The organism is Inquilinus sp. 2KB_23 (genome assembly GCF_052115705.1).
In the GTDB taxonomy this organism is placed as follows: Bacteria; Pseudomonadota; Alphaproteobacteria; order DSM-16000; family Inquilinaceae; genus Inquilinus; species Inquilinus ginsengisoli_A.
This window is the reverse complement of record NZ_JBFRHF010000015.1, coordinates 40,893-64,365: the sequence shown is the minus strand read 5'-3', so window position 1 is coordinate 64,365 and position 23,473 is coordinate 40,893. Positions and strand designations below refer to the sequence as shown.

Annotated in this window: 23 protein-coding genes; 19 read left to right on the top strand and 4 right to left on the bottom strand. The window is 70.3% G+C overall.

All coding sequences use genetic code 11. From position 1 onward, the window contains the following. Positions 1–6: 6 nt before the first annotated feature. From AB4112_RS19725 to AB4112_RS19665, 13 genes are all read left to right on the top strand, one after another. Positions 7–852, top strand: coding sequence for a carbohydrate ABC transporter permease (locus AB4112_RS19725; protein WP_309801864.1), 846 nt, complete (start codon positions 7–9; stop codon positions 850–852). A 5-nt stretch (positions 853–857) separates the two neighbouring features. After that, positions 858–1,940, top strand: coding sequence for an ABC transporter ATP-binding protein (locus AB4112_RS19720; RefSeq protein WP_309801865.1), 1,083 nt, complete (start codon positions 858–860; stop codon positions 1,938–1,940). A 9-nt stretch (positions 1,941–1,949) separates the two neighbouring features. Continuing rightward, a complete protein-coding gene (locus AB4112_RS19715) occupies positions 1,950–3,098 on the top strand; it encodes an ABC transporter ATP-binding protein (protein ID WP_309801866.1) in 1,149 nt (382 codons plus the stop codon). An 8-nt stretch (positions 3,099–3,106) separates the two neighbouring features. After that, a complete protein-coding gene (locus AB4112_RS19710; RefSeq protein WP_309801868.1) occupies positions 3,107–4,666 on the top strand; it encodes an FGGY-family carbohydrate kinase in 1,560 nt (519 codons plus the stop codon). After that, positions 4,663–5,703, top strand: a complete 1,041-nt coding sequence (locus tag AB4112_RS19705; protein WP_309801869.1) for a 2-hydroxyacid dehydrogenase — start codon at positions 4,663–4,665, stop codon at positions 5,701–5,703. Before AB4112_RS19710 ends, AB4112_RS19705 begins: the two co-directional genes overlap by 4 nt. A 22-nt stretch (positions 5,704–5,725) precedes the next feature. After that, entirely contained in the window at positions 5,726–6,382 is a 657-nt protein-coding gene (locus tag AB4112_RS19700; protein ID WP_309801873.1) for a class II aldolase/adducin family protein, read from the top strand. A gap of 6 nt (positions 6,383–6,388) precedes the next feature. Then, the gene (locus AB4112_RS19695; protein WP_441722339.1) at positions 6,389–7,921 is read left to right on the top strand and encodes a glycerol-3-phosphate dehydrogenase; all 1,533 of its coding nucleotides are present in this window, start codon (positions 6,389–6,391) and stop codon (positions 7,919–7,921) included. Positions 7,922–7,955: 34 nt separating this feature from the next. Continuing rightward, positions 7,956–8,987, top strand: a complete 1,032-nt coding sequence (locus AB4112_RS19690; RefSeq protein WP_441722337.1) for a class II aldolase/adducin family protein — start codon at positions 7,956–7,958, stop codon at positions 8,985–8,987. 2 nt (positions 8,988–8,989) lie between these two features. Continuing rightward, entirely contained in the window at positions 8,990–10,255 is a 1,266-nt protein-coding gene (locus tag AB4112_RS19685; RefSeq protein ID WP_441722335.1) for an FGGY-family carbohydrate kinase, read from the top strand. Beyond that, the gene (locus AB4112_RS19680; protein ID WP_441722333.1) at positions 10,255–11,112 is read left to right on the top strand and encodes a TIGR01459 family HAD-type hydrolase; all 858 of its coding nucleotides are present in this window, start codon (positions 10,255–10,257) and stop codon (positions 11,110–11,112) included. Before AB4112_RS19685 ends, AB4112_RS19680 begins: the two co-directional genes overlap by 1 nt. Before the next feature lie 19 nt (positions 11,113–11,131). Continuing rightward, the gene (locus tag AB4112_RS19675; protein ID WP_441722331.1) at positions 11,132–11,302 is read left to right on the top strand and encodes a LuxR C-terminal-related transcriptional regulator; all 171 of its coding nucleotides are present in this window, start codon (positions 11,132–11,134) and stop codon (positions 11,300–11,302) included. 110 nt (positions 11,303–11,412) lie between these two features. Next, on the top strand, positions 11,413–12,162 hold the full coding sequence (locus AB4112_RS19670) for a response regulator transcription factor (RefSeq protein ID WP_441722329.1): 750 nt from the start codon (positions 11,413–11,415) through the stop codon (positions 12,160–12,162). 98 nt (positions 12,163–12,260) lie between these two features. After that, positions 12,261–13,040: an SDR family oxidoreductase gene (locus AB4112_RS19665; RefSeq protein ID WP_309801883.1), complete on the top strand. Its 780-nt coding sequence runs from the start codon at positions 12,261–12,263 to the stop codon at positions 13,038–13,040. 50 nt (positions 13,041–13,090) lie between these two features. Here AB4112_RS19665 and AB4112_RS19660 read toward each other — a convergent pair whose 3' ends face one another. From AB4112_RS19660 to AB4112_RS19650, 3 genes are read right to left on the bottom strand one after another with little or no spacing between them, the layout of a single operon-like run. Further along, positions 13,091–13,966, bottom strand: coding sequence for a carbohydrate ABC transporter permease (locus tag AB4112_RS19660; RefSeq protein WP_309801885.1), 876 nt, complete (start codon positions 13,964–13,966; stop codon positions 13,091–13,093). Further along, the gene (locus AB4112_RS19655; RefSeq protein ID WP_309801887.1) at positions 13,966–14,937 is read right to left on the bottom strand and encodes a carbohydrate ABC transporter permease; all 972 of its coding nucleotides are present in this window, start codon (positions 14,935–14,937) and stop codon (positions 13,966–13,968) included. The genes AB4112_RS19660 and AB4112_RS19655 overlap by 1 nt, the downstream gene beginning before the upstream one ends. A 13-nt stretch (positions 14,938–14,950) precedes the next feature. Continuing rightward, the gene (locus AB4112_RS19650; protein WP_309801889.1) at positions 14,951–16,267 is read right to left on the bottom strand and encodes an ABC transporter substrate-binding protein; all 1,317 of its coding nucleotides are present in this window, start codon (positions 16,265–16,267) and stop codon (positions 14,951–14,953) included. A gap of 402 nt (positions 16,268–16,669) precedes the next feature. Here AB4112_RS19650 and AB4112_RS19645 point away from each other — a divergent pair, with 402 nt between their 5' ends. Then, positions 16,670–16,834, top strand: coding sequence for a hypothetical protein (locus tag AB4112_RS19645; RefSeq protein ID WP_441722326.1), 165 nt, complete (start codon positions 16,670–16,672; stop codon positions 16,832–16,834). 21 nt (positions 16,835–16,855) lie between these two features. Next, on the top strand, positions 16,856–18,451 hold the full coding sequence (locus tag AB4112_RS19640; protein ID WP_441722324.1) for a GMC family oxidoreductase: 1,596 nt from the start codon (positions 16,856–16,858) through the stop codon (positions 18,449–18,451). A gap of 19 nt (positions 18,452–18,470) precedes the next feature. On the opposite strand, the gene AB4112_RS19635 is transcribed toward AB4112_RS19640, so the two are convergent. After that, positions 18,471–19,400 (bottom strand): LysR family transcriptional regulator, encoded by a 930-nt coding sequence (locus tag AB4112_RS19635; RefSeq protein ID WP_309801894.1) that lies wholly within the window; start codon positions 19,398–19,400, stop codon positions 18,471–18,473. 217 nt (positions 19,401–19,617) lie between these two features. Between AB4112_RS19635 and AB4112_RS19630 the strand changes: the two genes are divergently transcribed. From AB4112_RS19630 to AB4112_RS19615, 4 genes are read left to right on the top strand one after another with little or no spacing between them, the layout of a single operon-like run. Then, the gene (locus AB4112_RS19630) at positions 19,618–20,589 is read left to right on the top strand and encodes an ABC transporter permease (protein WP_309801897.1); all 972 of its coding nucleotides are present in this window, start codon (positions 19,618–19,620) and stop codon (positions 20,587–20,589) included. Continuing rightward, entirely contained in the window at positions 20,586–21,494 is a 909-nt protein-coding gene (locus AB4112_RS19625; RefSeq protein WP_309801899.1) for an ABC transporter permease, read from the top strand. The genes AB4112_RS19630 and AB4112_RS19625 overlap by 4 nt, the downstream gene beginning before the upstream one ends. After that, positions 21,491–22,465, top strand: a complete 975-nt coding sequence (locus tag AB4112_RS19620; protein WP_309801901.1) for an ABC transporter ATP-binding protein — start codon at positions 21,491–21,493, stop codon at positions 22,463–22,465. The genes AB4112_RS19625 and AB4112_RS19620 overlap by 4 nt, the downstream gene beginning before the upstream one ends. Beyond that, positions 22,462–23,469: an ABC transporter ATP-binding protein gene (locus tag AB4112_RS19615; RefSeq protein ID WP_309801902.1), complete on the top strand. Its 1,008-nt coding sequence runs from the start codon at positions 22,462–22,464 to the stop codon at positions 23,467–23,469. The genes AB4112_RS19620 and AB4112_RS19615 overlap by 4 nt, the downstream gene beginning before the upstream one ends. Positions 23,470–23,473: the final 4 nt, after the last annotated feature.

The window sequence follows — 23,473 nt, the reverse complement described above, 5'->3', positions numbered from 1 at the left end:
GATGCGATGAGTTTCGGCCGGATCCTCCGCGGCATCCTCCTGACCCTGGTGGGGCTGTTCTTCCTGTTCCCGCTGGTCTGGGTCGGGCTGATGTCGTTCATGACCAATGCCGACATCCTGCGCAGCCCGCCCAGCATCATCTTCAGCCCGACGCTGGAGAACTACGCGGCGCTGGTCGCCGGCGAGCTGTCGACCAATGTCGGGGCGCTGAAGATCGACTACATGCAGAACCTGCTGAACAGCCTGATCCTCAGCGCCGGCTCGGTCGTGCTGTCGCTGCTGCTCGGCGTGCCGGCGGCCTATGCCTTCGCCCGGTTCAAGTTCCGGCTGGGCGAGAACATGGCCTTCACCATGCTGTCCTTCCGCTTCGCACCGCCGCTGCTGGTGCTGCTGCCGCTGCAGCTGTATTTCCAGGACCTCGGCCTCAGCGACACCTATATCGGGCTGATCTGGGTGTACCAGCTGATCACCCTGCCGCTGATCCTGTGGATCGTGCGCGGCTATTTCGAGGACATCAGCGAGGATATCGAGAACGCCTACCGGCTGGACGGCCATTCCTGGCTGCGCACCTTCCTGAAGATCGCGGTGCCGCTGGCCCGGCCCGGCATCGCCGCCGCCGGCCTGCTGGCCTTCATCTTCGCCTGGAACAACTTCATCTTCGCGCTGATCCTGGGGTCGAGCTCGATCCAGCCGGTCACGGTCGGGGCGCTGGCCTTCATCACCGCGTCGGGCATCAATTACGGCCAGATCGCCGCGGCGCTGGTGCTGTCGATCCTGCCGACCCTGGCCCTGGCGCTCTACGCCCAGCGCTATCTGGTCGAGGGCCTCAGCCTCGGCGCCGTGAAGGGGTGACGGATATGGCGTTCCTGGACATCGCCGGCATCGCCAAGAGCTTCGGCAAGAGCCGTATCCTCGACGGCCTCGACCTCTCGGTCGGGAAGGGCGAATTCACCGTCGTGTTCGGCCCGTCCGGCGCCGGCAAGACCGTGCTGCTGCGGCTGATTGCCGGCATCCTGCAGCCGGAGGCGGGCGACATCCGCATCGGCGGCACCTCGATCCTGAGCCAGGGGCCGGAGGCGCGGGATGTCGGCATGGCGTTCCAGAACTTCGCGCTGTACCCGCACATGCCGGCCTTCGAGAACATCGCCAGCCCGCTGCGGGCGCGGCGGACGACGGAGCCGGAGATCCGGCGCCGCGTCCACGAGGTTGCCGAGCTGCTGCGCATCGACCATGTGCTGGACCATCTGCCCAAGCAGCTGTCGAACGGGCAGAAGCAGCGCACCGCCTTGGCCCGCAGCCTGGTGTGTTCGCCCTCGGTCATCCTGCTCGACGACCCGCTGCGCAATGTCGACGCCAAGATCCGCTACGAGATGCGGCAGGAGTTGCCGCGCCTGCTGCGCGCGGTCGGCGCCACCGTCCTCTACGTCACCCAGGACTACAAGGAGGCGATGGCGCTGGGCGACCGGGTCGGCGTGCTGCTGGACGGCCGCTTCCGCCAGATCGACACCCCCGCCGGCATCTATGGCGCGCCCGACGACACCCGCATCGCCCGGCTGTTCGGCGACCCGCCGATCAACCTGATCGAGACGGCGGCACGGGATGGCCGCATCACCATCGCCGGCACCGCCTTCCCGGCCCCGGCCGCGGCACCCGCCGGAAAGCCCTATCTGGTCGGGCTGCGGCCGGAGGATGTCGAGGTCCGATTCGAACCGGCGGAGGATGCGGTGCCGGTCGACCTGGAGGCGGTGACGCCCCTGAACGTCCGCACCGTGATGCTGCTGCGCGCCGCCGACGGCACCGAGATCCTGGCCAGCCGGCCGGAGGACCAGGGCGACGACCCGGGCCGCGGCCGGCGCCGCGCCTGGGCCCGGCTGGATCTGGGCCGCGCCCTGTATTTCGACCGCGACACCGGCGCCCGCCTGCCGGCCGCGACGGCCTGAGGAGCAGAGATGGCCACCCTGACGCTCGACGCCGTCTCCAAGATCTACGGCCCCCGCCTGTCCCACCCGGTCCGTGCGGTCGACACCGTGTCGCTGGCGCTGCGCGACGGCGAGCTGGTCGGGCTGCTCGGCTCCTCCGGCTGCGGCAAGACCTCGACCCTGCGCATGATCGCGGGCTTCGAGAGCGTGTCGGAGGGCACCATCCGGATCGGCGACCGCATCATCAACACGCTGCGCCCGGCCGAACGCAACGTCGCCATGGCGTTCGAGGGTTATGCCCTGTACCCGCCGCTGACGGTGCGCGACAACATCGCCTTCAGCCTGCTGCGCGACCGCATCCCGAAGGCCGAGGTTCAGCAGCGGGTGGCCCATGTCGCGGCGCTGCTGGAGATCGGCGACATCCTGGACCGCTATCCCCAGGCGATCTCCGGCGGCCAGCAGCAGCGCGTCAGCCTGGCCCGCGCCCTGGTGCGGCGGGCCCAGCTGTCCCTGCTGGACGAGCCGATGTCCCAGCTGGAACCGCAGCTGCGCGCCGTGCTACGGGCGCGGATCAAGGACTATCTGATCGAGCACAGGATGACGACCGTCTTCGTGACCCATGACCAGACCGAGGCGCTGGCGCTGGCCGACCGGATCGCGGTGATGGAGGGCGGGCGGCTGCAGCAATTCGCCTCGCCCACCGACCTGAAGCGGCGCCCGGCCAACTTCTTCGTCGCCTCCTTCATCGGCGAGCCGCCGATGAACCTGTTCCCGGCAAAAATGGTGCGGGAGAATGGCGGCCTGGCCGTCGAGGTCCTGGGCGAGGACGGCACGCCGGGCTTCCGCCTGCCCTGGCCGCATGCCGGGCGCGACCTGGCCGAGGGCCGCACCGTCCATCTCGGCATCCGTGCCCATGAGATCCGGCTCGGTGCGCCACGGCCGGGCGAGACCGCGCTGGACGGCGTGGTCGTGGCCAACCAGTGGCTGGGCGACCAGAGCCACATCGCCCTGGCGGTGGCCGGGGTGCGGCTGACCATCGTCACCGACCGGGCGCTGGCCGCCCCTGTGGACACAAGACTGGCCTTGGCCCTGCCGGAGACCGCCCTGCACCTGTTCGACGGCGACAGCGGCCTGGCCATCGCCCATGGCGGCCGGCCGGCGGTGGCGGCAGCGGCATGAGCGGTGCGATGACCAAGGACGTCCTGATCGGCCTCGATTCCGGGACCTCGGTGGTCAAGGCGGTGGCCTTCGACCTCGATGGCACCCAGATCGAGCATGTGATGCGGCCGAACGCGACCATCCCGGTCGACGGCAGCGGCCGCGAGCAGGAATTCGGCCGCACCTGGGACGACGCCGCAGCGGTGCTGCGCGAGATGGCGGCGAAGCTGGGCGCGCGCGGCCTGCGCGTCGCCGGCGTCGCCGTCACCGGCCAGGGCGACGGCACCTGGCTGATCGACCGCGACGGCGAGCCGATCGGCCGCGGCATGCTGTGGCATGACGGACGGTCCGGCCCGATCGTGGCGGAGCTGCACCGCAACGGCACGGCCAAGGCGGTGCAGCGCATCACCGGCACCATGCTGAACATGTCGCACCAGACCGGCCAGCTGCTGTGGCTGAAGCGGCACCGGCCGGAGGCGCTGGCGCGCGCTGCCACCGCGTTCCATTGCAAGGACTGGCTGTATTTCCGCCTGACCGGCGAGCGGGCGACCGACATCGCCGAGGGCACCTTCACCTTCGGCGACTACCGCACCCGGCGCTACGACCCCGACGTGCTGGAGCTGTTCGGCCTGCAGGACGAGGCCCGGCTGCTGCCGCCGATGGTGGATGGCGTGAAGGAGCATTCAGCCCTGACCCCTGCGGCCGCGGCGGCCACCGGCCTGCCCGCCGGTACGCCCGTGGTGTTGTGCCCGGTCGACCTGCTGTGCGCCGCGCTGGGCGCCGGGCTGTACGACCCCGAGGGCCGCGCCGGCTTCACCGTGCTGGGGTCGACCGGCGCGCATATGCGGCTGGTGTTCGGGGCCGACCGGGTGACGCTGGGCGAGGAGGTCGGCTACACCATGCCGTTCATCGTCCCCGGCAGCTATGTCTCCATGGTCTCGAACATGGCGGCGACGCTGAACATCGACTGGCTGTGCGGCGTGATCGAGGAGGTGGCCGAGGCCGCCGGGGCAACGCTGCCGTCGCGTTCGGCCCTGATCGGCCTGCTGGACGGCAAGGCCGCGGCGGCAGCGCCGGGGCGCCTGCTGTACCACCCCTTCATCGCCGAGGCGGGGGAGCGCGGGCCCTTCGTCGACAGCGCCGCCCGCGCCGCGATCATCGGCCTGTCCGGCACCGCCGGGGTCGGCGACCTGATGCGGGCGATCTATGAGAGCCTGGGCTTCGCCACCCGCGACTGCTACGAGGCGATCGGCGGCACCCCGGCCGAGATCCGCATGGCCGGCGGCGCCGCCCGCAGCGCCACCTGCCGCGGCATCGTCGCCGCTGCCGCCGATGCGCCGATCCGCCTGGTGAAGCGCGAGGAGGTCGGAGCCGCAGGGGCTGCCATGGTGGCGGCGCTGTCCCTGGGCATCCTGCCCGACATCGACGCCGCCTGCGCCCGCTGGGTGTCGCCGCTGCTGGCCGAGGCCGAGCCGCCCGACCCGGCGCTGGTCGCGCGCTATGACCGCCTGTTCCCCCAGTACCGCGCCAGCTATCGCAGCCTGCGCCCGGTGTGGCATGCCCTGGAAGACCTGAGGACCGAAGGATGACCCGACGCCGCGTTGCCGTGATCGGCGACCGCTTCATGCTGCCCCGCCTGTTCGTGGAGGCGCTGGAGGCCATCCCGGCCGAGCTCGACATCCGGACGCTGGAGCAGCCCTGGCCGGACGAGCCCATGGTGCACGGCTATGCCGGCACCGGCCTGGATGGGCTGAAGGAGTTCATGGGCGACCCGGACGAGATCGTCGGTTTCATCGGCGATGCCGAGATTCTGGTCACCCATCTGGCGCCGATCTCGGCCGGCATGCTGGACCAGTTGACGGACTTGAAGCTGGTCGGCGTCAGCCGCGGCGGGCCGGTCAACATCGACATGAAGGCGGCCAGGGCGCGCGGCGTGAAGGTGGTGAACGCCCCCGGCCGCAACGCCAGTGCGGTGGCCGAATTCACCATCGGCGCCATCCTGGCCGAGACCCGGATGATCACCCGCGGCCACACCGCCCTGTCGCAGGGCAACTGGCGCGGCGACCTGTACCGGGCCGACATCACCGGCCGCGAGCTGTCGGAGATGACGGTCGGCGTGATCGGCTACGGCCATGTCGGCACCAAGGTGGTGCGCCTCTTGAAGGCCTTCGGCTGCCGCATCCTGGTCACCGACCCCTATGTCCAGCTCGACCCCGCCGACAGCGCCGACGGCGTGCAGCAGGTGGCGCTGGAGACCCTGCTGGCCGAAAGCGACGTGGTCACGCTGCACCCCCGTGTCACCGCCGAGACCACCGGCATGATCGGCGCCGAGGCCTTCGCGGCAATGAAGGACGGCGCCATCTTCGTCAACACCGCCCGCGGCCCGCTGGTCGATTACGACGCCCTGTACGACGCCCTGGTCTCCGGCAAGCTGCGCGGCGCCATGCTGGAGACCTTCGCGGTCGAGCCGCCGCCGAAGGACTGGCCGCTCTTGAAGCTGCCCAACGTCACCCTGACCCCGCACATCGCCGGCGCCTCGGTGAAGACCGTCACCCATGCCGCCGGGCAGATCGCCGAGGATGTCAGGCGCTATCTCGCCGGCGAACCCCTGCTCCGCCTCTGCTGACCTTTTTCCAGGAACCGCATCCATGTCCAAAGAACTCAAGCTGCGCACCCAGATTGTCGAAGCCTGCCGGCAGATGAACGCCAACGGGCTGAACCAGGGCACCTCCGGCAACATCAGCGCCCGCTGGGGCGACGGCATCCTGGTGACCCCGACCGGCGTGCCCTATGACGAGATGACGCCGGACGACATCATCGCCATGAAGCTGGACGGCAGCTGGAAGCATGGCGACCACCGCCCGTCCTCGGAATGGCGTTTCCACCTCGACATCCACCGCAGCAAGCCGGAGGTGAATGCCATCGTCCACTGCCACCCGATGTATTCGACCATCCTGGCGATCCGCAATGTCGGGATCCCGGCGCTGCACTACATGATCGCGGCCGCCGGCGGCCCTTCCATCCCCTGCGCACCCTATGCCACCTACGGCACGCCGGAGCTGTCGGAGCATGCGATCGCCGCGTTGAAGGACCGCACCGCCTGCCTGCTGGCCAATCACGGCATGATCGCCACCGGCTCGGCCCTGGGCAAGGCGATGTGGCTGGCGGTCGAGGTCGAGACCCTGGCCAAGCAGTATGTCTATGCCCTGATGCTGGGTGGCCCGGTGTGCCTGCCGGATGAGGAAATCGACCGGGTGATCGAGAAGTTTAGGGATTACGGCCCGCGCCCGAAGCAGGCGGCCTGAGCGGCGATGGCGTCTGGGGCGGAGCAGGAGAACGGGGCCGTCGTCGACCTGCTGGTGGTCGGCGGCGGCGTCAACGGTGCCGGCATCGCCCGCGATGCGGTGGGGCGCGGCCTGTCGGTGCTGCTGTGCGAGAAGGGCGACCTGGCCGAAGGCACGTCGAGCCGCAGCGGCAAGCTGGTGCATGGCGGCTTGCGCTATCTCGAATATTACGAGTTCCGCCTGGTGCGCGAGGCGCTGATCGAGCGCGAGGTGCTGCTGGCCGCCGCGCCGCATATCATCTGGCCGATGCGCTTCGTGCTGCCGCATGACCGCGGCCTGCGTCCCGCCTGGCTGCTGCGGCTGGGGCTGTTCCTGTACGACCATCTCGGCGGCCGCAAGCGGCTGCCGCCCAGCCGCGGCCTGAACTTGCGCCGCGACCCGGAGGGGCGGCCGCTGCAGGACCGCTTCTCCAGGGGCTTCGAATATTCCGACTGCTGGGTCGACGATGCCCGGCTGGTGGTGCTGAACGCGCTGGGCGCGGCCGAGCGCGGCGCCCGGATCCTGACCCGCACCGAATGCGTGTCGCTGCGCCGGCAGGACGGGCTGTGGCACGCCGTGCTGCGCGGGGCGGACGGCGCCGAACGGCGGGTCACCGCCCGCGCCGTGGCCAACGCCGCCGGTCCCTGGGTCGACCGGGTGCTGACCGGCACGGCCGGGCTGACCTCCAGCAAGAAGATCCGGCTGGTGCGCGGCAGCCACATCGTGGTGCCGAAATTCTATGACGGGCCGCAGGCCTATCTCGTGCAGAACACCGACAAGCGGGTGATCTTCATCAACCCCTATGAAGGCGGGCACCTGCTGATCGGCACCACCGACATCCCGCAATCCGGCGACCCCGACCGGGTGGCGGTGGACCCGCAGGAGATCGCCTATCTCTGCGGCGTGGTGAACCGCGCGTTCCAGCGCCAGATCGGCCCCGCCGACGTGGTGCATGCCTTCGCCGGCGTGCGGCCGCTGTTCGACGACGATGCCGCCAACCCGTCGGCCGTCACCCGCGACTATGTCTTCGATGTCGATGCGGAGGGCGGCCAGGCGCCGATCCTGTCGGTGTTCGGCGGCAAGATCACCACCTTCCGCAAGCTGGCCGAGCACGCGCTGGACCGGCTGCGCCCATTCTTCCCGGCGATGGGCCCGGCCTGGACCGCGACGGCCGCCCTGCCCGGCGGCGACATGCCGGATTTCGACCGTTGGCTGGCCGGGTTCCGCCAGCGCCATCCGTGGCTGCCGGAGGATCTGGCGCTGCATTACGGCCGGCTGTACGGCACCCGGGCCGATGCATTGCTGGACGGGGCCGGCGCGGTCGCTGATCTCGGCCGGCATTTCGGCGGCACGCTGTATGAGCGCGAGGCCGTTTGGCTGCGGGCTCAGGAATGGGCTGAGGGGGCGGAGGACATCCTGTGGCGGCGCACCAAACACGGGCTGCATCTGTCGCCGGACGAGACCGCGGCGTTCACCGAGTGGCTGGAGGCAGCCCCGGCCGCCCGGGCGGTGGGGCAGTGATCAGCCATTCCCCCCATCCAGCAGGCCCCCGCCCATGACCCTCGACCCCGAATTCCGCGCGCTGCGGACCCTCTCCGCCAAACTCGGCCGCGATCCGGACCGGGTGCAGGCGGCGGGCGGCAACACCTCGCTGAAGCGCGACGGGGTGATGTGGATCAAGGCCTCCGGCACCTGGCTGGCCGCGGCCGAGGATGAGGACATCCTGGTGCCGGTGCGGCTGGACCCGCTGCTGCAGGCGATGCGCGACGGCGACCCCGGCGCCGAGACGGCGCGGGATTTCGTGCTGGCGGAACACAACCCGCGCGGGCTGCGACCGTCGATCGAGACCACCGTCCACGCCGTGCTGCCCTTCGCCGTGGTGCTGCATGTCCATTGCGTGTCGGCCATCGCCCTGGCCCTGCGCGCCGACGCCGAACTGCGGCTGGCCGAACGACTGGACGGCATCGACTGGGCCTTCGTGCCCTACTGCAAGCCGGGCCTGACCCTGTCGCACGCCATCGCGGCGCGGCTGCGGCCCGGCACCAATGTCGTGGTGCTGGGCAATCACGGGCTGGTGGTGGCGGCGGACGACGTGGCCGCCGCCGGCGCGCTGCTGGACCGGGTCTGCGCCGCCCTCGCCCTGCCCCGCCGCTCCGCGCCTCCGCCGCAGCTGGCGGCGCTGAGCAGCTTCATCCAGGGCACCGCCTACCGCCTGCCGCAGGACCCGGTCGCGCACGATGCCGCGACCGACCGGGACAGCCTGGCCCTGGCGACGGCCGGCGCCTTCTATCCCGACCATGTCATCTTCCTCGGCGCCGCCATCGCGGTCGCCGAGACGCCGGCCGCGCTGGCGGCGCTGGACCGGCGCGACCGCCCCCCGGCGATCGTGGCGGTGCCCGGCCGCGGCGTGCTGCTGCACCAGGGCGTGCTGCGCGGGGCGGATGAGATGGCGCGCTGCCTGGCCGATGTCGCCGGACGGGTGCCGGCGAATGCCCCCACCCTTCCCTTCTCCCCCGCCCAGGTCGATGAGTTGACCAACTGGGATGCGGAGAAGTATCGACAGTCGTTGAGCCGGCGGGAGACGTGACCATGGCGGAGACGGCACGCGCGATCGGCATCGATGTCGGCACCTCCGGCGTGCGGGCGGTGGCGGTGGATGCCGCGGGGCGCCCCGTCGGCCGCGGCAGCATGTCGACCGACAGCCCCGGCCTGGACCCGCGCGACCCGGAGCTGTGGTGGCTGGCCACGGTGGCGGCGCTGCGCCGGCTGGCGGCCGAGGCCGACCTGTCCGCGGTCGCGGCCGTGGCGGTCGACGGCACCTCCGGCACCGTGCTGGTCACCGACGCGGCGGGACGGCCGGTCGGGCCGGCGCTGATGTACAATGATTCCTGCCCGGACGAGGCGGTGCTGGCCGCGATCGACGCCGTGGCCCCCGCCGGCAGCGCCGCCCGCGGCCGCAGCTCCGCCCTCGCCCGCGCGCTGGTGCTGCTGCGCCGGCCCGGCGCAATGCGGGTGCTGCACCAGGCCGACTGGATCGCCGGAAGGCTGTCCGGCCGCTTCGACGCCACCGACGAGAACAATGCGCTGAAGACCGGTTACGACCCGGTGGCGCGGCGCTGGCCGGACTGGATCTTCGGCCTCGGTGTCGCCCCCGGCGCGCTGCCAAGGGCGGTGGCGCCCGGCACCCCGACCGGCCGGGTCGGCGACGCCGCCATCGGCCTGGGCCTGCCTGCGGAGGCACTGGTCTGCGCCGGGACCACCGATGGCTGCGCCTCGTTCCTCGCCACCGGCGCGGATGCGGTCGGCGACGCGGTCACGGCGCTGGGGTCGACGCTGGTGATCAAATTATTGTCCGATCGATCGGTCAATTCTCCGGATCATGGCGTCTACAGCCACCGCATGGGCGACCGCTGGCTGGTCGGCGGCGCGTCCAACAGCGGCGGGGCGGTGATCGCTCAGCTGTTCGGGCGCGACCGGCTGCCGGAGCTGACCGCGGCGCTGCGGCCGGACCGGCCGACCGGCCTGTCCTATTACCCGCTGCCGAAGCCGGGCGAACGCTTCCCGGTGGCCGACCCCGACCTGCCGCCGGTGCTGGAGCCGCGGCCGGCCGACGATGCCGTGTTCTTCCAGGGCGTGCTGGAGGGCATCGCCGCGATCGAGGCCCGCGCCTACCGCCTGCTGGCGGAGCTGGGCGCCCCCGCCATGGCCTCGCTGCGCAGCGTCGGCGGCGGCGCCGCCAATGCCGGCTGGACCGAGATCCGCCGCCGGCAGCTGGGCGTGCCGTTCCTGCCGGCGCTGTCGGAGGACGCGGCCGAAGGCACCGCCCGGCTGGCCCTGGCCGGCGGAGCACAGTGATGGCCGGCCTCGACGCCATCGAGCGGGCGGACGGGATCGGCGGGCTGATCGACCGCTTCACCACCTTCTTCGTCGACCAGTACGGCGTGCTGCATGACGGCCGCCACCCCTATCCCGGGGCGATCGAGGCGCTGCGGCGGCTGAAGGATGCCGGACGGCACGTCGTGCTCTTGTCCAATTCCGGCCGGTCCGCGGCCTACAACGCGCGGCGGATGGAGACCCTGGGCTTCGCCCGCGACAGCTACGACCATTTCGTCACCTCCGGCGACGTGGCCCTGGCCCTGCTGCGCGGCGGCGGGCTGCCGGTCTCCCCGGACACCGGGGCCCGCTGCCTGGTGATCTCCAGCGGCGAGGATCGCGGCTTCGCCGAGACGCTGGGCTTCGCCGAGGCCGAGACCGGCGACGCCGCCGACCTGGTGGTGATCGCCGGCAGCCAGGGGCATCTTGTCCCATTGGAGCGCTATCGCGCGCTGCTGGCCCCAGCCGCCGCCCGCGGCGTGCCGGCGCTGTGCACCAACCCGGACAAGATCATGCTGACGGCGCTGGGCCCCGCCTTCGGCGCCGGCCGCATCGCCGAGATGTACGAATCCCTCGGCGGCACCGTCACCTGGGTGGGCAAGCCGCATCCGCTGATGTACCGGCACGCCGCCGCCACGGCCGGGGTGGACCGCCCCGCCGACGTGCTGTGCGCCGGCGACAGCGTCGAGCACGACGTCGCCGGCGCCCGCGGCTTCGGCGCCGCCGCCGCCCTGGTCCGCACCGGCATCCATGCCGGGGCCGGCGACGCGGAGATGGCGAAGGAGTTCGCCACCGTCGGCTGCGCCCCGGACATCCTGCTGCCATCTTTCCGCTGGTAATCTGCGCGGCACGGCGGCGGTGCTGCGGTGGCTCGCCCACGGCGAGTCGAGCAAGGGCATCACCCGCCAGTTGGCGCTGTCGGTCTACACCGTCAACGAATACGTCGCCTCGGCGATGCGCAAGCTGGACGCGTCCAGCTGTATCGAGGCCGTGGCCACCGCCCAGGCGCTCGGGCTTCTCAACCTCTGACCATCCCGCGGAGCCGCCCGGCATCGGTGGGGCTTCCTGCTGCCATCTCTCCGATGGCAGACTGACCCCTGCGGCCCCTCTGGGGTCGGCCACAGCAAGCCTGCATCGACATGCCGGACGACCGCGACCTCAGCAACCTGATCGGCCAGACCTACGACGCCGCCATCGGCGACGAGGACTGGGCGGTTCTGCTCGAACGGCTGAAGCGGGCCGTCGGCGGCACGGCGGCCATCATGCGGTGGAACCGCAGGCCGGCGGAGACGGCGATCCTCTCCGACATGGATCCGGCGGTTCATCGGAGCTACGACGCCGACTACCGCAGCACCGACCCGATCAAGTCGAAGGTGCGTGACCTGCCGCCCGGATCCGTGGTCGACGAAGGCACCTTGGTGCCCGAGGGGGCGCTGGAGCGGACCGAGGTCTACAACGGCATCTACGCCCCGAACGATCTCCATTTCTGCCTGTCCTGGTACACCATGGACCCCATGGCGCAGGGCGTCGGCATGGCGATCTATCGCCCCCGCCGGTCCCCCCGCTATTCGGATGACGAGTTGCGCCTGCTTCGGGCGATCGCTCCGCATCTCGATCGGGCGGTCCAGATCGAGGGGCGTCTGGCGACCGCCGCGGCCCGGCGCGAAACCGTCGGGCCGTCCTACACCGGGCCCGACCTCACCCGGCGCGAGCAGGACTGCCTGACCTGGATCGCCCATGGCGAATCGAGTAAGGGCATCGCCCGCCAGCTCGCGCTGTCGGCCCATACCGTCAACGAATACATCGCCTCGGCGATGCGCAAGCTGGACGCATCCAGCCGCACCGAGGCCGTGGCCACCGCCCTCACGCTCGGGCTTCTCAACCTCTGACGGCACGCGCGGCGTGACATCCGCCGCCCAGCGTCGCACCTTGCGGCATTCGTAGGACATCATCGCGAGGCCGCCCGTCGGGCGAGAGGAGACTGGCCATGGATCTGGGACTGACCGGCCGCAGGGCCCTGGTGTGCGCGGCGAGCAAGGGCCTGGGCAAGGGCTGCGCCCTGGCGCTGGCGCGCGAAGGCGTGGCGGTGACCATCACCGCCCGCGGCGCCGAGGCGCTGGAGGCGGCGGCCGAGGAGATCCGCCGCGCCACCGGCGTGCAGGTGACCGTCGTCGCCGGCGACATCACCACCGAGGCGGGGCGCGAGGCGGCGCTGGCGGCCTGCCCGGATCCCGACATCCTGGTCAACAACGCCGGCGGCCCGCCGCCCGGCGACTTCCGCGAGTGGGACCGCGAGGCCTGGATCAAGGCGCTGGACGGCAACATGCTGACCCCGATATTCCTGACCCGGTCCGTGGTCGACGGCATGGCGTCGCGCGGCTTCGGCCGCATCGTCAACATCACCTCCAGCGCGGTGAAGGCGCCGATCCCGGAGCTGGGCCTGTCGAACGGCGCCCGCGCCGGCCTGACCGGCTTCATCGCCGGCCTGGCCCGCCAGGTGGCCGGCAAGGGCGTCACCATCAACGGCCTGCTGCCCGGGTCGTTCGACACCGACCGGCTGCGCGGCGGCATCAACGCCGCGGCCGGGCGGTCGGGCGAGGATGCCGAGGCGGTGGCGGACCGGCGCCGCGCCGGGATCCCGGCCCGCCGCTTCGGCCAGCCCGACGAGTTCGGCGCGGCCTGCGCCTTCCTGTGCAGCGTCCATGCCGGCTACATCACCGGCCAGAACCTGCTGATCGACGGCGGCGCCTTCCCCGGCACGCTGTAGCCGCGCTCCGCTGAGCCCGGCCGCGCGCTGGCGGCCGGGTGCAGCGGGCGTCATTCCCGGACGGCGCCGGTCAGGCTGGAGACGTAGTATTCGACGAAGAAGGAATAGAGCACGACCACGGGGATCGACCCGAACAGCGCCGCCGCCATCAGCGACCCCCAATGGTAGACGTCGCCTTCCACCAGCTCGGTGATCGCCCCGACCGGCACGGTCTTGTTCTCGGATGAGGAGATGAAGGTCAGGGCGTAGAGGAACTCGTTCCAGGACAGGGTGAAGGCGAAGATCCCGGCCGAGATCAGCCCCGGCACCGCCAGCGGCAGGGTGATCCGCCGCAGGATCTGCAGCCGCGAGGCGCCGTCGATCAGGGCGCATTCCTCGATCTCGTAGGGGATCGACCGGAAATAGCCCATCAGCATCCAGGTGCAGAACGGGATCAGGAAGGTCGGGTAGGTCAGGATCAGCGCCCATTCCGTGTCGAACAGGCCGAGGTTGAACACCATCGCCGCCAGCGGGATGAACAGGATCGAGGGCGGCACCAGATAGGCCAGGAAGATCGCCAGCCCGACATAGGCCGCCCCGGTGAAGCGCAGCCGCTCGATGGCATAGGCGGCCAGCACGGCGCAGAACAGCGACAGGAAGGTCGAGCTGACCGAGACGATGATGGTGTTGACCATCCAGTCGGGATAGCTGGTCTCGAACAGCAGCTTCTTGATGTGCTCCAGCGTCGGGTGGGCCACCCAGAACGGGTTGTACTTCTGGTAGTCGTACAGCTCGGCATCCGGTTTGAAGGTGGTGGTCGCCATCCAGTAGAACGGAAACAGCAGCACGAACAGGATGATGCAGAGCGGCAGGTAGACCGTCACCAGCCGCCGCGGCAGGGTCTGGAGATAGGCCATGCCCTCCTGGTCTTCGGTGTTCGCCGCCATCAGTCCTTGCCCCCCTGCTGCCAGCGCCGGCGCTGCAGCCCGAAATAGCTGAACAGGATGGCGGCGATCAGGAACGGGATCATCGCGTTGGCGATGGCCGCCCCCTCGCCGAGATGGCCGCCGGTGATGGCGCGCTGGAACGACAGGGTCGCCATCAGTTGGGTGGCGTTGATCGGACCGCCGCGGGTGATGACGTAGATCAGCTGGAAGTCAGTGAAGGTCAGCAGCACCGAGAAGGTCATCACCACCGCGATGATCGGCGACAGCATCGGCAGGGTGATCCAGCGAAAGCGCTGCCAGGAACTGGCGCCGTCCAGCGCCGCCGCCTCGTGCAGCGACGGCGGGATGGTCTGCAGCCCCGCCAGCAGCGTGATCGCCACGAAGGGGATGCCGCGCCAGATGTTGGCGGCGATCACCGACCAGCGGGCGTTCCAGGGCTGGCCCAGGAAGTCGATGTAATGGTCGATCAGCCCCAGCTTGATCAGGGTCCAGGAGATGATCGAGAACTGGGAATCGTAGATCCACCAGAAGGCGATGGCCGACAGCACGGTCGGCACCACGAAGGGCAGCAGCACCACCGCCCGCAGGATCGATTTGAACGGCAGACGCTGGTTCAAGAGGATCGCCAGGTACAGGCCGATGGCGAACTTCACCACGCTGGCGACCACCGTGTAGAGCACGGTGTTGAAGATCGACAGCAGGAACACGGAATCATGGGCCAGCGAGACGAAGTTGGCGAGACCGACGAAGCGTCCGGTGCCGCCGATCGTCTGGTCGGTGAGGCCGAGCCACAGGCCCAGGCCCAGGGGATAGGCCAGGAAGAACACCAGCAGCGCCGCCGCCGGCAGCATGAACAGCAGGCCGAGGACATTGCGGTTGTCCAACAGCCGCGCCCCACCGCGCGCCGGCCGGCGGCGGGCCGCGCGGGCGGTGTCGGCGGCGGTGGATATCGGACCCGGCGGCGGCGCCACGCCGTCGTCCCCCTCAGCCCTGGTAGTAGCGCTTGGCGCGCTCGGCGGCCTGCGCCGCCGCCGCCTGCGGGGTCTGGTCCCCGGTGCAGGCCGAGGCGAACATGTCGACCACCACGAAATCGCCCATCACCGCCGCCGAGGCGGCGCCCAGCGCGCCGGCATAGCCGTTGTCCTGGGCGAACTTCAGCACGTCGCGGAACGGCGTGACCTTGGGGTCGGCGGTCCACACTGGGTTGTCGTTCCAGGCCGGCAGGGGCGGCGCGATGTAGCCGTTCGATGCGGTCTCCCAGGCGTCGACCTGCTCCTTCTCCCACATGAAGCGCAGGTACTCCTTCACCGCATTCGGATATTTCGAATAGGCGTAGGCGTAGGTGTTGAGGATGTTCTGCTGTTCGGTCGGGTGCCCGACCGGGCCGATCGGCATGTTGGCGTGGTCCATGTCGGCGGCGATCGCCTGCAGCGCCGGGTCCTTCGAGGTCTTGGCCACGGTGTAGATCGAGATGCCGTTGAGGGTCAGGCTGATCTGGTCGGCCAGGAACGCCTTGTTGTTGCTCGGGTCCTGCCAGGACAGCACGCCCTCGATGAAGGTCTCGGCCAGCTGCTTCGCGTATTCCAGCGCCGCCACCGTCTCCGGTGAATCCAGGACGACGTTGCTGTTCTCGTCGACCACCTTGCCGCCATGGGCCCACAGGCACCATTGCGTCCAGCCATTGGCGTCGCCGGTGCCGTGGCCGAGGGCGAAGCCCGGCGGCTTGCCGGCCGCCTTCAGCCCCTGGCACAGCTTCAGGAAGCCGGCGGTGTCCTTCGGGAACGTCTCGAAGCCGGCGGCGCGCACCGCGCTGATGCGGTAGTTCAGGGCGCCGCCGGTGGCGCCCTGCGGCAGCGCGATCCAGCGGTCGCCCTTCTTGCCGTAGCGCTGGGCGATCGGATACCAGCCGCCGTATTTCGCGCCGAGATAGTCGGCAACGTCGGTCACGTCGATCAGCTTGTCCGCGAATTTGAACGGGTCGTCGAGCGTGCCCATGATGATGTCGGGGCCGGCCCCGACATTGGCCGCCACCGCCGCCTTGGGCCGCAGGTCCTCCCAGCTTTCGGCGTCGACCCGGACCTTGACCCCGGTCTGTTCGACGAACTTGTTGGTGTTGGCGACGAAGCTGTCGAATTCGGACTGCAGGAACTGCTTCCAGCGCAGCACCCTGATCTGGGCGCCCGGCTCGATCGCGCCGCCGGACCAGGCCGGGGCGGCCGCGATGGCGCGGGCCGGCAGCAGGCCGGCCGCGGCGGCGGTCGAGCCGATCTTCAACAGATCACGCCTGGTGATGTTGCTCATGCGTCCCTCCCCGATGTCGCGCAGTCATTCGCTGCCACGATCTTTCGGCCGGTTGCCCGGCCGCGCTCAGGACCTTCGCACGCCCTCGCCCAGTGTCGTCGTCTCACGGTTCCGTCGGGCGACTGGTGTCGAGCCCTGGTCTCACCGATTGAAACCTGCCGAATCACCTCCGGCAGCGTCACTTCCGGAAAGTTTATAAACTTGTCGGACAACATTTGTCCACTGGGACATCCTCCCCGGAGCAGCCGCAGCGCTACTACTGCGCTACTACGGCCGTAACCCGGTTCCCTGGGCCAGACATCATGCTGTAACCCGGCCGGCCCAGAACGGAAGCATCGAACACCGCGGCCGCCGGAATTCACCGGTTGCCCTCCCGACAGATCCGCACAGGAGATTTCGGAGATGAGCCCCAACACCTCGCCCACCACGCAGCGGCGGCCCCGCACCGGCTTGTTCCGGACCGGCCTGTGGCTGTGCGCGATCGGCCTGCGGCGGCAATGGCCGCTACCGGACCGGGCGGACCGCGACGCGGCCAGCCGCAGCAGCGTCTGGACCCACACTCTCTAACCACACGAGCCTCACGATCCCATGGATGCTTTCGAAGACCGCGCCCGCGCCAACCAGCTCAAACTGCAGGCCGACCTCAAATCCCACTACGACTTCATCGTCTGCGGCTCGGGCTCCTCGGGGTCGGTGGTGGCGCGGCGGCTGGCCGAGACCCCCGGCGTCAGCGTGCTGCTGCTCGAGGCCGGCGGGTCCGACGACGTCCCGGCCGTGATGAATCCGGCCCTGTGGCCGACCAATCTGGGCACCGAGCGCGACTGGGGCTTCCATGGCGTGCCCAATCCCCGGCTGAACGGCCGCGCCCTGCCGCTGTCGATGGGCAAGGTGCTGGGCGGCGGGTCCAGCATCAACGCGATGGCCTGGTCGCGCGGCCATAGGAACGACTGGGATTACTTCGCGCAGCAGACCGGCGATGCCGCCTGGGGCTACGAGTCAGTCCTGGCGATCTACCGGCGGATCGAGGACTGGCAGGGCACGCCGGACCCGCGGCGCCGGGGCACCGGCGGGCTGGTCCATGTCGAGCCGGCGCAGGATCCCAACCCGATCGCGCCGGCCATGCTGGAAGGCGCGCGGTCGGTCGGCATCCCGACCTTCGACGACCAGAACGGCGAGATGATGGAGGGCGATGGCGGCTGTGCCATCGCCAATCTGCGGATCCGCGACGGCAAGCGGCAGTCGATCTTCCGCACCTATGTTCACCCGCTGATGGACCGGCCGAACCTGACGGTGCTGACCCAGGCGCTGGTCACCCGCATCACCTTCGCCGGCAAGCGGGCGACCGGGGTGGAGTTCGTCTTCGACGGCCGGGTGCATCGCATCGGCGCCGCGTGTGAGGTCGTACTTTCCCTGGGCGCGATGCACACGCCCAAGGTGCTGATGCAGTCCGGCATCGGCGACCAGGCGGACCTCGGCCCCCTGGGCATCGAAATGGTGCAGCACGCGCCGGGGGTGGGCCGGAACTTCCAGGACCACATCATGGTCGCGGGCTGCCTGTGGGAATACGAGACGCCGCTGCCGCCCCGCAACAGCCTGGTCGAGGCCACCTTCTTCTGGAAGAGCGACGCGAGCCTCGACACCCCCGACCTGCAGCCCTTCCAGATCGAGGCTCCCTACGTCAACGCCGAGACCGCCAGGCTGAACCCGCCGGCGGGCTGCTGGTCGATCGGTCCCGGCCTGGTCCGGCCCCGCAGCCACGGCCGGATCCGGCTGACCGGGCCGGACCCGATGGATCCGCTCGAGATCGACGCCAACACGCTGGGCGCCCCTGCCGACCTCAAGGCGCTGCTCACCTGCATCGAGCTCTGCCGCGAGATCGGCAACTCGGCAGCGCTGCGCCCCTTCGTCAAGCGCGAGGTCATGCCGGGCGGGCTGCGCGGCGCCGCGCTGGAGCATTTCGTGCGCGACGCCATCGTCACCTATTTCCACCAGGCCTGCACCGCCAGGATGGGGCTGGACGAGATGTCGGTGGTGGACGGCCGGCTGCGGGTCCACGGCATCGACAACCTGCGCATCGCCGACGGGTCGGTGATGCCGCGGGTGACCACCGGCAACACCATGGCCCCTTGCGTCGTCATCGGTGAACGGGCGGCCGAGCTGCTGAAGGCCACCCACGGGCTATGACCGGCAGACGGGGCCGGCGCTAGTCGGCGGCCGGTCCCAGCTCGCTCTCCAGCCCGCGCAGCATCTCGATCAGGCGGCGGCGGAAATGTTCGGCGAAGCGGTCGGCGGCGCGCGAGCGGGGCTGGCCGGCGGCGAAGGCCAGGCCGAATTCGTTCCACAGAAGCGGCCGGAACGGGCGGATGGCGATCGGCAGCTCGCGGAAATGGCTGGCCATCAGCGCGTTGACGATGGTCACCCCCAGCCCCTGCGCGGCGAAAGCACAGGCCGAGCCGACCGAATGCGTCTCCACCCGCACCCGCGGCCGGAAACGGACGCGCCGGAACATCTGGTCCATCTCCGCCCGCGCCGGGCGCTGCCGGCCCAGCAGCACCAGCGGCTCGCCCTCCAGATCCTCGACCGACACCACCGCCTGCTCCGCCAGCCGGTGTCCCGCCGGCATGACGCACACGCTGGTGGTGCGGGCGATGGCGACGGTGTCCATCCCGGCCTCGCCGGTCGGCAGCCGCACGAAGCCGAGATCGGCCTGGCGGGTCAGCACCGCGCGCTCGGTCTCGTGATAGGCGCCGGACAGGATCTCCAGCGCGACATTGCCGTGGTCGCGCAGGAACTCCTCGACGATCAGGGGCAGGATGGTCTGCGACATGCTGTGCGGCACGCCGATGCGCAGCAGGATCTGCTCGGAATTCCCGGCCCGCAGCTCCTCCGCCACATGCTGCACCCGCTGCACGCGATCGACCGCATCCTCGACCGAATCCAGCAGGCCGATCGCCTCCGGCGTCGGGATCAGGCGCCCCTTCTCGCGGGCGAACAGCTCCAGCCCCAGCTCGGCCTCCAGCTGGGTCAGCAGGCGGCTGACCGCCGATTGCGACAGGTCCAGCCGCGACGCCGCGGCGGTGGTCGACCCGCTGCGCATGATCGCCTTGAAGGCTTCGAGCTGCTTGACGTTCATGCCGGCCGCGCCGATATCCCGGACACAAAGCGCCGCAACGCGTCCCCGGCCCGCGCGAATTGCGCATAGCCGAATGCGGATTCCGCATGATGTTGCGAGCCCCTGCCCGGCATGCCTAGTGTCCCCCTGCCCCGCCGGCCCGCCCGGCTAGGCCCATCATAAGCGAGCAAACAGGGACGCAGATGCGGGAATCGCACGCCGGGGCCGGACGCCCGGCATGACCGTCTTCATCATCCGCCGCCTGGTGCAGAGCAGCTTCGTCCTCCTGGTCACCTCGCTGCTCGTCTTCGTCGGCATCTACGCCATCGGCAACCCGATCGAGATCCTGGTGCCGGCCGACGCGTCGCAGGCCGAGATCGCCCAGGCGGTGCAGTCGCTGGGCCTCGACCGGCCGCTGTGGCAGCAATACCTGACCTTCCTGGGCAATGCCTTGCATGGCGACCTCGGCCGGTCCTTCGTCTTCAACCAGCCCTCGATCAGCCTGATCTTCGAGCGGCTGCCGGCGACGCTGGAGCTGGCCTTCGTCGCCCTGCTGCTGTCGCTGGTGGTCGGCATCCCGCTCGGCGTCCTCTCCGGCCTCAAGGCCGGCAGCGGCTTCGACCGCACCGTGATGACCGGATCGATCCTCGGCTTCAGCCTGCCCAGCTTCTGGCAGGGCATGATGCTGATCATGGTGTTCTCGGTCATGCTCGGCTGGCTGCCCTCCACCGGCCGCGGCGCCACCGGCGAGATCCTGGGCCTGCACACCAGCCTCGCCACCTGGGACGGCTTCACCCATCTGATCCTGCCGGCGATCAACCTGTCGCTGTTCAACGTCTCGCTGATCATCCGCCTGACCCGCAGCGGCATGCGCGAAACCCTGCCGCTGGACTTCGTCAAATTCGCCCGGGCCAAGGGCCTGACCGAGCGGCGGGTGATCTTCGTCCATGTGCTGAAGACCATCCTGATCCCGATCGTCACCGTGGTCGGCATGGAGTTCGGGTCGCTGATCGCCTTCGCCACGGTGACCGAGACCATCTTCGCCTGGCCCGGCGTCGGCAAGCTGATCATCGACAGCATCATGCGGCTCGATCGGCCGGTGATCGTCGCCTACCTGCTGATCGTGGTCATGATGTTCATCGTCATCAACCTGGTGGTCGACATCCTCTATTCCGTGCTCGACCCCCGCGTCCGGCTGTCCGACTCATGACCGACGCCGTGATCCCCCGCAAGCCGCTGCTCGGCGACGGCATCCTGGCCCAGGCCGCGCGCGGCATTCTGGACAGCAAGGCCGCGACGCTCGCCGCCATCGCCTGCCTGGCGCTGGTCCTGGTCGCCCTGTTCGCCCCCTGGATCGCGCCGCAGGATCCCTATGACCTCGCCTCGCTCAGCATCATGGACGGCAGGCTGCCGCCAGGCAGCGAGAGCATGGATGGCTGGACCTACTGGCTGGGCACCGACGCCCAGGGCCGCGACATGCTGTCGGCGATGCTGTACGGGCTGCGCACCAGCCTGAGCGTCGGCGTGCTGGCCGGCCTGTTCGCCCTGGCCGTCGGCACCACGCTGGGGCTGGTGGCCGCCTATTTCGGCGGCAGGATCGACACGCTGATCATGCGGCTGGTCGATTTGATGCTGGGCTTCCCGACCATCCTGGTGGCGCTGATGATGCTGGCGGTGCTGGGCCAGGGCGTCGGCAAGGTCATCCTGGCCCTGGTTTTCGTGCAATGGGCCTATTTCGCCCGGGCCGTGCGCGCCGCGGCGCTGGTCGAGCGCGGCAAGGAGTATGTCGAGGCGGCGCAGTGCCTGGGGCTGAGCCGCAGCCGCATCCTGTTCAGCCACCTGCTGCCGAACTGCCTGCCGCCGGTGATCGTGATCGCCACCATCCAGGTCGCCCATGCGATCGCGGCCGAGGCGACGCTGAGCTTCCTCGGCATCGGCCTGCCGATCACCGAGCCGTCGCTCGGCCTGCTGATCGCCAACGGCTACCAGGTGCTCTTGGCCGGCCTCTACTGGATCAGCGTGTTCCCCGGCCTGCTGCTGCTGGCGCTGATCTTCTCGATCAACATCGTCGGCGACCGCCTGCGCGAGGCCCTGAACCCAAGGCTGCAGAAATGACCGCGCCCACGCTGAGCGTCGAGAACCTGCAGACGCATTTCTTCACCAAGGCCGGCACGGTGCGCGCGGTCGACGGCGTCAGCTTCACGGTCGACCGCGGCGAGATCCTGGGGCTGGTCGGCGAATCCGGCTCCGGCAAGTCGATCACCGGCTTTTCCATCCTCGGCCTGGTCGACCCGCCGGGCCGGGTGGTCGGCGGCCGCATCCTGTTCAAGGGCGAGGACCTGGCGACGCTGCCGGCGGAGCGGCTGCGGCAGCTGCGCGGCAACCGCATCGCCATGATCTTCCAGGACCCGATGATGACCCTGAACCCGGTGCTGCGGGTCGAGACCCAGATGGTCGAGACCATCCAGGCGCATGAGCGGGTGTCGCGGGCCGAGGCGGTGGCGCGCTGCCGCGACGCGCTGGGCCGGGTCGGCATCCCGTCGCCGGAGGAACGGCTGAAGGCCTATCCGCACCAGTTCTCCGGCGGCATGCGCCAGCGCGTGGCCATCGCCATCGCCCTGCTGCACAAGCCCGACCTGATCATCGCCGACGAGCCGACCACGGCGCTGGATGTCACCATCCAGGCCCAGATCCTGGCCCAGGTGCAGACCCTGTGCCGCGAGACCGGCACGGCGCTGATCTGGGTCAGCCACGACCTGGCCGTGGTCGCCGCCTTGGCCGACCGGATCTGCGTCATGTATGCGGGAAAGGTGGTCGAGACCGGCACGGTCGACGAGGTGATCGACCGGCCGGCGCATCCCTACACCATCGGCCTGATCGGGTCGGTGCCCGGCGACCGGCCGCGCGGCCAGGCGCTGTTCCAGATCCCCGGCATGGCGCCCTCCCCGCTGTCCCTGCCCGATGGCTGCGCCTTCCGACCGCGCTGCGGCCATGCCAGCGAGGCCTGCCTGGCGGTGCCCGAGGCGACGCGGCTGGCCGATCGCGAATTCCGCTGCTTCCACCCGCAACTGGGAGCGCAGGCATGACCGCGGTTTCCACGACCACGGGGCCGTTGATTGAGGCCGCCGGCCTGGGCAAGCGCTTCACCAAGCGGCTGGACTATGCCGAGAAGGCCGCGCGCTTCCTGGGCGCCCGGATCGAGGAGCGGACGGTGCATGCCGTCGACGCGGTCGACCTCGCCATCGCCCCGGGCGAGGTGCTGGGGCTGGTCGGCGAATCCGGCTGCGGCAAGTCCACGCTGGGCCGGATGATGGCCGGCATCCTGCCGCAGAGCGACGGCGCCCTGCGCTGGCGCGGCCGCGACGTTGCCGGGCTGACCGGCGAGGCCGCGCGCGACGCCAAGCTGAAGGCGCAGATGATCTTCCAGGATCCCTTCGCCTCGCTGAACCCGCGCAAGCGGGTGCGCGACATCATCGGCGAGGCGCCGCGGGTGCACGGGCTGGTGCAGCGGCGCGAGACCGACGCCTATGTCCAGGCGGTGATGCGCCGGGTCGGGCTGGACCCGGCCTATCGCGACCGCTTCCCGCACCAGTTCTCCGGCGGCCAGCGCCAGCGTATCGGCATCGCCCGGGCCCTGGCGGTGAAGCCGGACTTCCTGGTCTGCGACGAATCCATCGCCGCGCTCGACGTCTCCATCCAGGCCCAGATCCTGAACCTGTTCCTGGAGCTGCAGCAGGATCTCGGCCTGACCTACCTGTTCATCAGCCACGACCTCGGCGTGGTCGAGCACATCAGCGACCGGGTGGTGATCATGTATCTCGGCCGGGTGGTCGAGACCGCGTCGACCGCCGAGCTGTTCGACCGGCCGTTGCATCCCTACACCGTCGCGCTCCTGAACGAAGTGCCGCGGTTGAGCAACCGCAAGCGCAAGTTCGAGACGGTCAAGGGCGAGATCCCGTCGCCGCTGCACCCGCCGAGCGGCTGCCATTTCCACCCGCGCTGCCCGATGGCGACCGACCGCTGCCGCAGCGAGCGACCGGCGCTGCGCCCGGTCGCGCCCGGCCACCAGGCCGCCTGCCACCTGATCTGAGGCG